Origin of the sequence: Moraxella caprae DSM 19149 (genome assembly GCF_000426885.1) — a bacterium.
GTDB lineage: Bacteria > Pseudomonadota > Gammaproteobacteria > Pseudomonadales > Moraxellaceae > Moraxella > Moraxella caprae.
This window is the reverse complement of sequence record NZ_KE384583.1, coordinates 74,272-86,734: the sequence shown is the minus strand read 5'-3', so window position 1 is coordinate 86,734 and position 12,463 is coordinate 74,272. Positions and strand designations below refer to the sequence as shown.

14 protein-coding genes are annotated in these 12,463 nt (G+C 45.3%); 8 read left to right on the top strand and 6 right to left on the bottom strand.

Annotated elements, in window-relative coordinates:
* Positions 1-17: 17 nt before the first annotated feature.
* The 3 genes from K941_RS0113085 to K941_RS0113075 all read left to right on the top strand — a co-directional run bounded on the left by K941_RS0113085 (position 18) and on the right by K941_RS0113075 (position 1,873).
* On the top strand, positions 18-518 hold the full coding sequence (locus tag K941_RS0113085) for a hypothetical protein (RefSeq protein WP_029103932.1): 501 nt from the start codon (positions 18-20) through the stop codon (positions 516-518).
* A gap of 85 nt (positions 519-603) precedes the next feature.
* Positions 604-1,131 carry a cytochrome b gene (locus K941_RS0113080; RefSeq protein ID WP_029103931.1) on the top strand — a complete coding sequence of 176 codons (528 nt, stop codon included), beginning with the start codon at positions 604-606 and terminating at the stop codon, positions 1,129-1,131.
* A 100-nt stretch (positions 1,132-1,231) separates the two neighbouring features.
* A complete protein-coding gene (locus tag K941_RS0113075) occupies positions 1,232-1,873 on the top strand; it encodes a hypothetical protein (protein ID WP_029103930.1) in 642 nt (213 codons plus the stop codon).
* Positions 1,874-2,081: 208 nt separating this feature from the next.
* Here the strand turns inward: K941_RS0113075 and ahpF are convergent, their stop codons facing one another.
* Positions 2,082-3,638 (bottom strand): alkyl hydroperoxide reductase subunit F, encoded by a 1,557-nt coding sequence (ahpF, locus tag K941_RS0113065; protein ID WP_029103929.1) that lies wholly within the window; start codon positions 3,636-3,638, stop codon positions 2,082-2,084.
* Positions 3,639-3,738: 100 nt separating this feature from the next.
* The gene (locus K941_RS17305; RefSeq protein ID WP_156892351.1) at positions 3,739-3,903 is read right to left on the bottom strand and encodes a hypothetical protein; all 165 of its coding nucleotides are present in this window, start codon (positions 3,901-3,903) and stop codon (positions 3,739-3,741) included.
* Between K941_RS17305 and K941_RS0113055 the strand changes: the two genes are divergently transcribed.
* A complete protein-coding gene (locus K941_RS0113055; RefSeq protein ID WP_029103928.1) occupies positions 3,902-4,123 on the top strand; it encodes a YdcH family protein in 222 nt (73 codons plus the stop codon). The genes K941_RS17305 and K941_RS0113055 overlap by 2 nt on opposite strands.
* 121 nt (positions 4,124-4,244) lie before the next feature.
* On the opposite strand, the gene K941_RS0113050 is transcribed toward K941_RS0113055, so the two are convergent.
* Positions 4,245-4,847: a hypothetical protein gene (locus tag K941_RS0113050; protein WP_029103927.1), complete on the bottom strand. Its 603-nt coding sequence runs from the start codon at positions 4,845-4,847 to the stop codon at positions 4,245-4,247.
* Between the two features lie 165 nt (positions 4,848-5,012).
* A complete protein-coding gene (ahpC, locus tag K941_RS0113045) occupies positions 5,013-5,579 on the bottom strand; it encodes an alkyl hydroperoxide reductase subunit C (RefSeq protein ID WP_029103926.1) in 567 nt (188 codons plus the stop codon).
* A 202-nt stretch (positions 5,580-5,781) separates the two neighbouring features.
* On the opposite strand from ahpC, the gene K941_RS0113040 reads away from it, so the two are divergent.
* Complete coding sequence (locus K941_RS0113040; RefSeq protein WP_029103925.1) at positions 5,782-6,678, top strand: hydrogen peroxide-inducible genes activator; 897 nt, start codon at positions 5,782-5,784, stop codon at positions 6,676-6,678.
* Positions 6,679-6,683: 5 nt separating this feature from the next.
* Here K941_RS0113040 and K941_RS16075 read toward each other — a convergent pair whose 3' ends face one another.
* Both K941_RS16075 and K941_RS0113030 read right to left on the bottom strand, forming a co-directional pair.
* Positions 6,684-7,352 (bottom strand): M48 family metallopeptidase, encoded by a 669-nt coding sequence (locus K941_RS16075; RefSeq protein WP_036388489.1) that lies wholly within the window; start codon positions 7,350-7,352, stop codon positions 6,684-6,686.
* Between the two features lie 118 nt (positions 7,353-7,470).
* Entirely contained in the window at positions 7,471-8,115 is a 645-nt protein-coding gene (locus tag K941_RS0113030) for an OmpA family protein (RefSeq protein ID WP_029103924.1), read from the bottom strand.
* A gap of 600 nt (positions 8,116-8,715) precedes the next feature.
* Here K941_RS0113030 and K941_RS0113025 point away from each other — a divergent pair.
* The 3 genes from K941_RS0113025 (at position 8,716) to minC (ending at position 12,249) form a co-directional block, all read left to right on the top strand.
* Entirely contained in the window at positions 8,716-9,675 is a 960-nt protein-coding gene (locus K941_RS0113025; RefSeq protein WP_029103923.1) for an acyltransferase, read from the top strand.
* Positions 9,676-10,040: 365 nt separating this feature from the next.
* Positions 10,041-11,147, top strand: coding sequence for a hypothetical protein (locus tag K941_RS0113015; protein ID WP_051226089.1), 1,107 nt, complete (start codon positions 10,041-10,043; stop codon positions 11,145-11,147).
* Positions 11,148-11,409: 262 nt separating this feature from the next.
* Positions 11,410-12,249, top strand: coding sequence for a septum site-determining protein MinC (gene minC / locus K941_RS0113010; protein ID WP_036388535.1), 840 nt, complete (start codon positions 11,410-11,412; stop codon positions 12,247-12,249).
* The last annotated feature ends 214 nt before the right edge of the window (positions 12,250-12,463 follow it).

Sequence of the window (12,463 nt, the reverse complement as noted above, 5' to 3'; positions counted from 1 at the left end):
ATTGATTGAGAATAGTTATGAGAAAAATTCAAAAACACCAGTTTGAACCTGTAAGCTTGCTTACCGCTGAGCATGGTACCATTGAGGTGACCGCCATTCCTGCCATCGGTCAGCCTGATTGGCTGGTGCCAACCGCCCTTATCATAAGCGTGGACGAATACCATGAGCGAATCTGGACATATCTGTGGCGAGGTCAAGAGGTCTCGGTGTACCATCTGATTCCCAAAGACATCGAAGTGGACAAGCTCGTCATCTTAGAAGGTAACTCGGACGTTCACCGTTTGGCACTACAAACCGCAGGCGAGCTGACAACCAGAAGGGTTCGTATCTCAGATGTGACAGATATTATTCTAAGTGATGAAGAGATTGCTAACATTCAGCTGTCCATTCCTAATCTACCTAACCGTGAGCAAAGACAAGAAAACTATCTGTACCAAGCGGTCATGTTAGATGGCGAGATGTATGTCGTGCCTGATTTGGACTTAATCGCTCACCGCTTGGTGGATTTGGACAGCTGATTTACCAAAAAGCTACTTTTGTCTTATAATTTTTACCAAAAACTTCGTTATAATAAAACGAAGTTTTTTATTTAGGGGAAGCATCATGACCACGCCAGCCACGAGCCAGCCGACACGCCACACCGATAAATACAGCCTTGCCACTCGCATTTTTCATTGGATGGGGGTGTTACTTATCATCGTGGCATTTGTGACTATTAATATGGGCGATGAGTATATCGGTCTGCACAAATCCATCGGGGCGAGCTTTTTTATTTGGACGGTTTTGCGTATCATTAACCGCTTTGTCATCAAAGTCCCACCGCACCCGCCCATGCCAAAATGGCAAACGGCGATGGCCCATCTGACCCATTTGGGCTTGTATGTTGCCATGCTTGCCATGCCTATTACAGGTATGCTCATGAGTATGTATGGCGGTCGTGGCGTGGGCGTGTTTGGGCTGTTTAGTTTCCCGAGCGTGGTGGGTATTGACAGAGAGATGGCAAAGGTGATGAACGGACTGCACACAGGGGCGGTGTTTTATGTGTTGGTATTTCTGGTCATCGCCCACGTTGGTGGGGCGTTGTATCATCAGTTTGTGATAAAAGATAATTTGATAAGTCGCATGAAGTAAAGTGTTAATGCAATGGTAAAAAGCCCCAACATTTGTTTGGGGCTTGTTTTTGGGTGTGGTTTTGTTATAATCAATCATCATTCTTATTTGGTTGTTATTTATGGAATTTTCATCATTTTCGTTGGCGGGGTTATTGGCGGTATTGGGTGCTAGTCCTGACCAAGCACCCCAAGCCACGCCAAGCATTGAAATGCAATTTGTACAAAAATTAGCCGTGTGCGATGCGTCATTATTTGAGTTTATTCATGCCAATCAGCGAGCCTTAGAAAAATATGCTCCCATTGAGCGTAAAAATGGCATTGCCTATTTTAAAACCAGTGGCGACCCCAAAAACAACCGCATTACCTTTAAACGACCCATGATGGTCAATGGTGTGGCGTTTACAGGGTTTTATCAAGAGCATACAGCATTGCCGTTGAATACCATTGATGTCTATTATTGGGGTTTGCATAGCACAACTCGCCCTGCTGAGCTTGCCAAAAGACTACCACAATTACACCTGACCGCCCAAAGTGATGGACATTGGGCAGGTAAGACATGGATTATTGATGATGTTAACCAATCAACCCACTGGACAATTAACGACAATGCCGTAGGTGGCACCGCCCCTGTCAAAGGTTCGGCAGAAAAGGTGTTATTTGTCGAAGAGTATCAGGACAAAGTCGCCCTTGCTTGTACGGTGCAAGGTTATCTGACTGATGAGATAACCCACGCAGTACGCCCAGATTTGCAGGGGTTATGATGAAAAACAGTCCGACCACTTAGTCATGTAAATTTTAAGAATTTTAGCTTAACTTTTTTTAAATTAAGTGGTCGGATGGCCATTTTTCATGCAAAAGCATCATTTTCTTTAAACGCTCTAAAATGTAAATTGTGTTATAAAGGGCAGGAATATCCCAATCACAAAAAACACGCCCCAAACTCGGAGCGTGTTTTTATTGCTTAAAAAATCAAGAATTCATCATGAGATACTCAAATGCCGACAGCCCTGCCTTTGAGCCTTCGCCCATGGCAATGTTGATTTGCTTATAAGGCACGGTGGTTACGTCCCCACAAGCAAACACGCCTGCTTTGCTCGTGCAACATTTGACATCAATCTCAATCTCGCCATGAACGGTAACATCGACCAAGCCCTTGACGACATCAGAGTTTGGCACCAGTCCGATTTGCACAAATACCGCCGATAGTGGCAAAGTTACATTCTCGCCCGACACTCGGTCTTGATAGATAAGACCATCTACTTTACCGCCATTTGCCGTGATTTCCTGCGTGGTGGCGTTTTTGATGATTGTGATGTTGTCTTTGGCACTCGCTTTGTCAATCAGGACTTGGTCGGCACGTAGTTTATCGCCAAACTCTAACACGGTAACGTGAGCAACGATACCCGCCAAGTCCAACGCCGCTTCCACGCCTGAGTTACCGCCCCCAATGACCGCCACAGGCTTGCCCTTAAAGAAGGGGCCATCGCAGTGTGGGCAATACGCCACGCCGTTGCCGATGTTTTCATCTTCGCCTTTGACACCAAGTTTACGCCATTTGGCTCCTGTGGCAATGATGAGCGTGCGTGAAGTCCAACTTGCCCCTGTGTTTAGGGTAACTTGATAACCGCCTTTGACTTCTTCGATAGACGACACGCTCACGTGTTCTTTGACCGTGATGTTGTATTCTTTAATATGTGTGGCAAGGTTGCTTGCTAGGGTGTTGCCGTTGGTGAGTGGGATTGAGATTAAGTTCTCAATGTCTTGGGTATCCTTGACTTGCCCGCCAATACGGTCGGCAACGAGTGCCACACGAAGTCCCTTGCGAGCGGTATAAATCGCCGCCGCACTGCCCGCAGGTCCACCACCGATGACGGTTACGTCTTGGGTTTCTAGCTCTTCGCTTTGACCTTCGGCAAGTAAGTCGGGGTACTCGGCTTGTAGTTTGTCAATGATACGGGCGGTATCGACTTTACCGTTTAAAAATGGCTTGCCGTTTAAAAATACCGCAGGCACGCCTTGAATGTTGTTGGCTTCGACAAGCTCGGGGAATACACCACCGTCAATCATCTCGTTTTCAATGCCGTCATTTAAGATGGCAAATTGGTTTAACGCTTGCACGACATCAGGGCAGTTGTGGCACGATAGCGAGACAAAGGTTTGAAATTTAAGTGGTTTTTGAATGCGTTTAACAAGCTCTTGAATGCCTTCGTCTAGCTTCATGGTATGACCGCCTGCGTGCAAAATCGCAAGTAGCAGGGACGTGAACTCATGACCGCCGGGGATGCCACTAAACACAATTCCCGTATCACGGTTGTCGGTGGTAATCTTAAAGCTCATGGGCGACAGGTCGGTGTCCACAACGGTTTTATCAAAGCCGATTTTGTCTGAACAGCTTGCGATTTGCTCCAAAAAGTCCACAAGCTCGGCACGTTTGGCATGGTCGCCTTGTCCCAAAATCATGGCAATGGGGCGAGTCATGTTGGTGCTGTAAGTCTTGATGGCATCAAGTAAAGATTTGTCTAGCATAGGGAGCCTTATTGTATCATGGTCAATAAACTTGACTATATTATAAGGGATTTTTTACCATTGATGAAATTAAATGTTTTTAAGACAATATTTATCAAAGTCAATTAATTGCAAAAAGCCATAAAAAGCCATAATTTTGCTTGCTTATACCGTCAATTCTTGCTAAGATAAAGCCATGCCAAATAAGTGGATTTGGTGGGTAAGTTGCCATCAAATCAGCTATTGGAATATTACTAACCCATTGATAAATTAGGAGAATTTTCATGTTCCCAGAATACCGTGAACTCATCACCAAACTAAAAACCGAAAATGATTTGCACTTTGTTAAGCTGTTTGATGAGCATAACGAGCTTGACGAAGAAATCACCAAGCTTGAAAATGACCCTGTTGCCGCCAACAGCCGTGCCGAAGAAATCGAAGGGCTAAAACGCAAAAAATTGGCTCTAAAAGATGAACTTTATCAGTATCTTTTGACCAAAGCATAATCAATCGCTTGTTTAAGTGATAAAAAACACAGGCCAGACGACCTGTGTTTTTGTTTGGCTGTAATTTTTTGATGCTAAAAAATCGCCCAACATATTGAGCGATTTTTGTGATTTATCAAAATTAGCTGATGTTGCAACGAGCTTTTTCTTTGGTGGCAAAGTCTTCGATGAGTGCTTTCATCTTCTCGGGGGTAATGCTCTCTTGTATGGCAGCTTCTAGCTTTTGATTGGCTTCGCTCTGACTCATCTCTACCATCTTGGCTTGGTCTTCTTCGGTCATGACAATAGGTTCACCATCAATGCTCTCGCCACGAGCCAGTTTTTCTTGTTGTTCGGTGTATTTTAGTGCCTTTTGACCGACTTCGCTTTCATAGAATTTATCTGCTTCTTGGATGCCTTCAACGCCAACAGCGTCCACGAGCGTCTGCTTGCTGGTCTCATGATAGGTCGCTTCGCCGTCTTTGGACATCAGACAAGCCCCTTGCTCGTCGGTGATGTTAGGATTGGTCTGTGCCAAATGCATGAGCGTGGACGCTTGCAAGATTTTGTTCATCATGGCAATGCTTGGTGAGTTATCCAAATTGACACTGGTGGTCTTAGCAGGGGTAGTTTGGGTGGTCTCTGCGGTGTTGGCAGGCTGTTCGGCTGGGGCTTCGGTCTTGTTACAAGCGGTCAGTAGGGTGGCAGAAACGGCAACTGCCAATAGGGTGCGGTAGAGCTTCATATAATTGTCTCAATGTTGTTAACAAAATGTCTAAAAATGGAGAGCAACAATTTTAACACACATTCACCAACTTGACCGATGTTTTTGTCATAAAATAAAAACCGCCTAACCTGATGGCTAAGCGGTTTGGGTTATCTAAAATCTCAGAGTAACTAAATTATTAGATTAGATTTTACCAACTAGGTCTAGGCTTGGCTTTAAGGTCTCTTGACCTGCTTCCCAAGCGGCTGGGCAGACTTCACCGTCATTTTCACGCACGTATTGGGCAGCTTTGACTTTACGAATCATGTCCTTGGCAGAGCGACCGATACCTAGGTCGTGAATCTCGGCAACTTTGATAAGACCGTCTGGGTCTACCAAGAAAGTACCACGCAATGCGGCGTGCTCGTCTTCAATCATGATGTTAAAGCCACGAGTGATTTTACCAGTGCCGTCGCCTAGCATTGGGTATTTTACTTTACCGATGGCAGGAGATGAGTCGTGCCATGCTTTGTGAACGAAGTGGCTGTCGGTAGAGACGGCATACACTTCTACACCAAGGGCTTTTAGCTCTTCGTAGTGGTCAGCCATGTCTTCAAGCTCAGTTGGGCAGACGAACGTAAAGTCGTGTGGATAGAACATGAAGATAGACCATTTGCCTTTGGTGTCTTCTGATGAGATGGTTTTGAACTCACCATTTACAAAAGCTTCGGTGGTAAATTCTGGAATTTGTTGGTTGATGATAGCAGTCATATTGTCACCTATGGTTTGTTGTTCAAAATGGTGCGACAAAAAGAGTAAAAGTAGCTTTGTCATAAAGGGAAAACCCTTGAAAGCATTATATGATAACAAAAATTAACGGTTTATGCAGTTAAAAGTTTTAAATAAAAGGTTTTGTTTTATCAAACTTAGGTGTAAAATAGCAGGTACGATTTTTTAAAATAAGGAATGCGTGATGATTACCTTGCGTCAGTTAGAGTTCGCCCTTGCCGTTGCCAAGCACAAGCATTTTAAACGTGCTGCCGAAGAGTGTAACATTTCCCAATCTGCCCTAAGTCTTGGCATTGCCGAGCTTGAAAAACAGCTAGACACGCAGATTTTTGAGCGAAATAACAAGCAGGTGCTTATCACGCCCATCGGCGAAGAGCTGTTGGAGCGAGCCCAGCGGGTGTTTAGCGAGATTAGCGACTTAACGACCCGAGCCCACAGCCATCAGTTGCCCCTTGCCTACCCGATGACGATAGGCATTATCCCGACCATCGCTCCGTATCTGCTCCCCAAAGTTTTGCCAACAATCAAAGACAAGTACCCCCAGTTTGAGATGGCGGTGACCGAAAAGCAGACCGAACGCCTGTTAGAGCAGGTGCGTTATGGGTATATTGACACCGCCATCGTGGCACTGCCTTATGCGGTTGATGGTCTGCATGCCTTTGAGTTTTGGGCGGAGAATTTTTATGCCATTTTCCCCAAAGATGGCAAGTATGACAAAGTGAGTATTTCAAGCATGGAGCTGTTTGAAAATGACGTGTTGCTACTGGGTGAAGGGCATTGTTTGACCGACCAAGTGCTGTCGGTTTGTACCATGAATAAAAACGAGCTAAAATCAGGCTTTTCGGACGCCAGTCTTAATACACTCATTCAGATGGCAAAAGCGGGCATGGGGACAACCCTAGTACCTAAGATGGCGTTAGAGCAAATCGGCGATGACGTAACTGCCTTACCCCTAAATGAGACAGGACCACACAGACGACTCGCGTTCGTTACTCGCCTAAACTATGCACGGGTCAATGACGTCAAAATCCTAAGCGAGATTTTTAATGAAGCCTTAACCGCCCATGAAGCCAAAGGCTAAGCCAATTAGGGCTTACCTTTTAGCAAATTATGCCATGTCTGATAGTCAGGCATGGCTTTTTTGACTTCATGCCAAAAAGCAGGGCTGTGGTTGGGATGGATAAGATGGCACAGTTCATGCACAAAGACATATTCGGTGCAGGGGTAGGGATAGGCAGGCAGATAAGTGGATAGCCAAATGCGAGCTTCATGGGTGTTGCAACTGCCCCAGCGAGTGTGCATTTTCTTGGTGCGAATCTCATCGGCAAAGTGACCGACCACAGGTTGCCATGTGTCTGCCAGAGCAGGCAGGCGAGCTTTGAGTTCATGCTCATAGATGACAAGTCGGCAGGCGTGGAGGTCTTGGCGTTGCTGTTTTGATGGCCTGATGGGGTGCTGTATTAGATAATCTGCCACATCAAAAGACTCGCCCCACAGCTTGGAATGGGCATGGCTTGAGCTGTGGTCGGCGTGGGTATGTTTGCGTTTGTGGGCGTGAGCCATTGCCCATGCGGACTTGGACATGATAAGGCGGTGGATGTCACCATCAGACAGATGACGTGGCACGCTGACAGCAAAACAGGGGCGAGCGCTTATGAATGTTAGGCGAAAATTGACGTTTTTGACGGCTTTTTTGTGGATGATGAGCGTGATGTCATGTTTGTCAAAATGGGCGAATAAATCGGTGTGGGGCATGGATGGTGATGTATTGAGTTTAAAAATATTTTAACATGATGGCTTTTAAAAAGAAAAATTAAAAAACAAAAAACAGGTCACATACATGACCTGTTTTGGTTTACCCAAGGGGATAAGATTAGTTCATGCTTTGTGGGGCTAGGATGGTTAGCTCAACACGGCGGTTTGGTTCATAACTGCTACCAAACTGAGTGGTTGCACCACGTCCAACAGCACTGATGCGGCTAGCACTCACGCCTTGACCTGCTAGGTAGTTGGCAACAGCAGCGGCACGGTTTTGTGATAGTACTTGGTTGGCGTTGGCGTTACCTTCAATAGACGCATAGCCGTTTACCATAACCGTGGTTTGGTTGTATTGGTTTAGGGTGCTCGCCACTTGGTTTAGGGTGTTGTACGAGCTAGGCTTGATGTCATATCTGCCAACATTAAAGGTAATCGCCTCTGGGATAGACAAGTTAATGTTGTTGGTGACAGGGTCTCTTTGTACTTCAATGCCTGTACCTGCGGTTTGCTGTCTTAATTTGGCTTCTTGCTTGCTCATGTAAGTACCAACACCTGCACCAATGGCAGCACCAATGGCAGCATCACGACCTGTGTGTTCGCCACCTGTCGCCTTAGAGATGGCAGCACCTAGGACAGCACCGCCCAATGCACCAAGACCTGCTTTTTTGGTGGTGTCATTCACACCCGTGGTACCAGTGCTGGCACAACCTGCCAAAATCATGCTTGCAGAAACGGCGGTGATGGTAAGAATTTTTTTCATGGGATACTCCTATTAGAGATGGTAAAATGAAAGTCCTCAAATGCGGTTTGGGCTTAACTTTGATATGGGTGTTTAGATATTAAAATCTAAACAGATATTTAAACGCATTTAAACCAAGCCCAAACCATTTGATGAGTGATGAGACTATTATGCCGTAAAAAACTCTCTTATTTGTTATAAGTATGTAGTTAATCGGTTATTTTAATTGTAAAAATGGACTGGCATTTTGCACAATCGCCCTAAAATAGGGACAATCCTTACAGGAAAATGCATAAAATTTTGGTAAAATTGTATCAAAATTTGTCAAAAAGGGCGGTTTTTACCAAGATTTTTTACTTATTTTAAATTAATAACGATGGTAAAATCGACTTATTTAGTTTTTAAAGTCATTTTTTAAAAAGCCTTTGAAAACTTTGATGGTTTTTAATTATTTTTTTTGATGTTTTTTTGATTATTTTGATAAAAATTTGCTAAAATAGTGCATAATAATACACCCATCATCAAGCGACATCGGGGTGCGGTATGGTACTTATCCTGATGGGTTGATGACGAGTAGATTTTGACACAAGTTGTTATATTTATCTGATGGGCGGTTTTCGTATGCATAAAAATAACCCTAATACCACCTCCTTTTTTCAAAAAATCCATGACAAACACCCCAAACTTGCCCAAAAACTCCGCCTAGGTACGGGGCTTGGGACGATGGTTGCTAACAGCGTGGCAATCAGCGTGCCGTTATATGGGGCGGGGCTTGCCAAGACATTGCTTGGCTCAAAGCAGGGCGATAAGGCGGTACTATCTATCGCCAATCACTGGATTAACACCAATAACCGCCTGCTAGATACGCTCATGCCAAAGCGTGACTGGCGGATATCGATGCCTGACGACCTAAAAAAAGACGGGCGGTATCTGCTCGTGTGCAACCATCAGTCATGGGTGGATACAAGCGTGGTGCAGTATGTGAGCGAGTCACGGTTGCCGATTACTCGATTTTTTGCCAAGCATGAACTGCTCTATATTCCTATCGTGGGGCAGGCGTTTTATTTTTTGGATTTTCCGATGATGAAACGCCACTCTAAGGCACAAATCGCCAAAAATCCTGCCCTTGCCACTCGGGATTTGGAAGAAGCCAGACGTGCCTGTGGCCTGCTCGCTGATAAGCCATTTGTTCTGCTCAACTACCTAGAAGGCACACGGTTTAGTAAGGACAAGCACGCCCGCCAAAACTCGCCTTATCAGCACCTATTAAAGCCCAAAGCAGGGGGCTTTGCCTTAGCCATCGCCAGTTTGGGCGATAAGATAGACGGCATACTGGACATGACGGTGGTCTATCCTGATGGCGTGCCTGACTATGGCGAGCTGTGGGCAGGTAAGATGACCCGTTTGGGCGTGGACATTCGTCATCTGGAAATGGATGAGCGGTTATTTGCTGATTTAAAAGATGGCAAATACGACAGCGATGAGACGGTCAAGGCGGAGCTGTTTGACTTTTTGGATAAGGCGTGGACTGCCAAAGATGAGCGAATTGGGCAGATGATGCGTGAGTTTGAGCAGGTCTAGCATGGCTTAAAATGCCAATCTTAGCTTAAAATTCTAACCTATTGATTTATCAGTGATTATTTTTCATGGTGGGGTAAATGATATTTGCCCCATATCCTATACCCAACAAACCTGATATTTACCACGGTTTTGTAGGGATTGGCTCCACACATCTTTTAATATGTCATTTCACACATCTTTTAATATGTCATTTTTAGGGGCGTGCTCAGCACGCCCCTACACCCAAACATCTTGCGTTTGTGGTAATTTTGAAGTTTTTTGGGTGTATAAAGCTGAAAACAAGACAGAAAAACCAAACCTTTTAAAACCGCCCAAAAAGTTTTACAATACCCCAATGTTTACAAGTTTAATCATAGCAAAACACCATGAGTAGCAAACACACACCCCATTTGTCCGACCTAGAAATCCCCCAACCATCTGATGTGCCAGATGATGTCATTCCGCTCTTTGGCACGGACAAAGACGAGCGAGAGCCGACCGCTAAGCAAAGTCGCACCAAAATCATCTACGATGTCGGCATGCTTATCCTGCTGGTTATTGACCTGTGTTTGATATTTGCCGATAACATTTTGATGAGCGGACTTGTGACCAAACTTGCCGAGTGGGGCGGATTTAGTGGCATGCTTAGTGCTTATCAAGAGCGATACCATGTTAGTTTATCCGCCATCGGGGGGATGTTTACGCTGTTTTGGGTGAGTGAGCTGTTGGTGCGGTGGCTGCTTACCATCAAGCGTCGCACTTATTATCGTTGGTTCTTTTTTCCTTTTGTGCATTGGTATGAAGTGCTGGCGTGTTTTCCCATGCTTCGTGCGTTAAGGCTACTGCGAGCAGGGATTATCATCAAACGCTTGCACGACACAGGTGTGATGGTCATTCCCAAAAAATGGATAACATCCGCCCAGTTTTATTACCATGTCATCTTAGAAGAACTCTCGGACAGGGTGATTTTGACCGCCATTGATAACTTTCGTGACCAGATGGCGCAGTCCAAGACGCATGGCACGCTGATTCAGACGACCATTGACCGTAACCGTGCTGAGTTTGAGAGTGTGGTGCTTGATTTGCTTCGCCGTGAGCTTGCCCCGAAGTTACAGCAGGCGTTTTTGTCACAGACAGGGCAACAGCTCTCGCATGACATCGGCACGTCCGTTGAGCAGGCACTGCTTGACACGCCTGAGCTAAGACGTTATCTTAAACTCATTCCCATCGCAGGGGGCATGATAGAGTCGCAGATTACGAGTGTGGGTCGTCATATTGGCGAGAATGTTACCATGGCGGTCAATGAGCATTTGTTTGATGAAAAAACCCTAGACGCCCTGATGGTCAATGTCGCCAAAGGGGTGGCAAGCATTGATACCACACACCCACAACTACAAAAGCTCGTGAGTGGGGTGATTGATGACGCTCTAAATGCCTTTGAAAAGCAAGTCAAAGTCCAGCAGTGGAAGCACAAAGAGCAGTTGCATTTATAAGAGGGTGCTTTAATCTCAATTTAAAGTTGCAACTTATTGATTTTTCAATGATTATTTTTCGGATTGTAGGGATGAATTACATTCGCCCTTGATAAATCAATCACTGATACAAAGTGAGAATGAGGCAAAGGATTTATCATTTTGCCAAATAAACCCACGCCACTCATCACCAAAAATGCCAAAATCGCCACCCAAAGGCGATGATTTTGCCCCAAAACACCAAAAAAATGGTAAAATTGGCAAAATTTTAGGTGATGATGTTATGAAACCGATTACTTTATTTGGCAAAATGCTCAGTTTTAGCCGTCTAAAACTGCACACTGACGACCTGACCGCCATTCAAGATGAACTAAGTGTTCTATTAAAAGACAACACGTCCGTGCCTGTGGTGCTAGACAGTGAGTGTAAGCTTGATTTGTCGGCATTGATTGAGATGTTGTGGCAGATGGGCGTACAGCCGATAGGTGTGGTTGATGGCGTGCTAAGCGAGCAGGCAAACGCCCTGCGACTGGCGACTTTTCCTGCCGATGGCAAACGCATGGAGCGTATCAAGCCGACCGATTCACGTCCTGCCTCCATAAAGGCGGACGATACAAATGCCAATAATGCCCAATCACCAGAAACTCAGTCATCAGAAGCTACGCCATCAGGACAAGCAGGCGAGTCCGCCAATCAGCCCGTAGCCCAAAAAGAAGCGACCGCCACCCAAACTCAAACCGCCCCCCTAGGGCTGGACACTGCCGATAACACCTCCAAACAAGAGCAGGGCGTCACCAGTAGCGTACACAGCCAAATGCTTCGCTCGGGTCAGAGCCTGCAACATTTGGGCGGTGATTTGATTGTTATTGGTGGGGTCAATAAAGGGGCAGAAGCCATTACTGACAACAGTTTGCACATCTATGGACATGGACAAGGGCGATTGGTGGCAGGGGCAACAGGCGACAAACACGCCCGTATTTTTTGCCAAAAGTTCAACCCCACGCTGGTCTCAGTGGCAGGCACCTACTGCCTAAGCGACGCCATTCCGCCTGAGATGATAGATAAGGCAGTGCAGGTCAGCTATGATGAAGATAAGGGACTTATCTTTACGCTCATGGCGTGATGGGTTTGGTTTATTATTGTTCGGGGCATGTTGAACCTTTGTAACACAATTTACATTTTAGAAAGTTTAAAAAATAAAATGATGTTTTTGCATGAAAAATGGCTAAATCTTGTTTTTCATCGTCAAAAGCTCGTTTGATAGAATGACTATCAAACTTCACTTTTTCCTTGAAAAACGGGCGATTTTTCTCATTTTTCATTGCAAATACAAAAGT

Excerpts from the sequence above, each read along its gene's own strand:
- minC (WP_036388535.1), top strand. The coding sequence starts at position 11,410 with ATGAAACCGATTACTTTATTTGGCAAAATGCTCAGTTTTAGCCGTCTA.
- K941_RS0113030 (WP_029103924.1), bottom strand. The coding sequence starts at position 8,115 with ATGAAAAAAATTCTTACCATCACCGCCGTTTCTGCAAGCATGATTTTG.
- K941_RS0113050 (WP_029103927.1), bottom strand. The coding sequence starts at position 4,847 with ATGAAGCTCTACCGCACCCTATTGGCAGTTGCCGTTTCTGCCACCCTA.
- K941_RS0113040 (WP_029103925.1), top strand. The coding sequence starts at position 5,782 with ATGATTACCTTGCGTCAGTTAGAGTTCGCCCTTGCCGTTGCCAAGCAC.
- ahpC (WP_029103926.1), bottom strand. The coding sequence starts at position 5,579 with ATGACTGCTATCATCAACCAACAAATTCCAGAATTTACCACCGAAGCT.
- K941_RS0113055 (WP_029103928.1), top strand. The coding sequence starts at position 3,902 with ATGTTCCCAGAATACCGTGAACTCATCACCAAACTAAAAACCGAAAAT.
- K941_RS0113025 (WP_029103923.1), top strand. The coding sequence starts at position 8,716 with ATGCATAAAAATAACCCTAATACCACCTCCTTTTTTCAAAAAATCCAT.
- ahpF (WP_029103929.1), bottom strand. The coding sequence starts at position 3,638 with ATGCTAGACAAATCTTTACTTGATGCCATCAAGACTTACAGCACCAAC.
- K941_RS0113015 (WP_051226089.1), top strand. The coding sequence starts at position 10,041 with ATGAGTAGCAAACACACACCCCATTTGTCCGACCTAGAAATCCCCCAA.
- K941_RS0113075 (WP_029103930.1), top strand. The coding sequence starts at position 1,232 with ATGGAATTTTCATCATTTTCGTTGGCGGGGTTATTGGCGGTATTGGGT.
- K941_RS0113080 (WP_029103931.1), top strand. The coding sequence starts at position 604 with ATGACCACGCCAGCCACGAGCCAGCCGACACGCCACACCGATAAATAC.
- K941_RS0113085 (WP_029103932.1), top strand. The coding sequence starts at position 18 with ATGAGAAAAATTCAAAAACACCAGTTTGAACCTGTAAGCTTGCTTACC.
- K941_RS16075 (WP_036388489.1), bottom strand. The coding sequence starts at position 7,352 with ATGCCCCACACCGATTTATTCGCCCATTTTGACAAACATGACATCACG.
- K941_RS17305 (WP_156892351.1), bottom strand. The coding sequence starts at position 3,903 with ATGAAAATTCTCCTAATTTATCAATGGGTTAGTAATATTCCAATAGCT.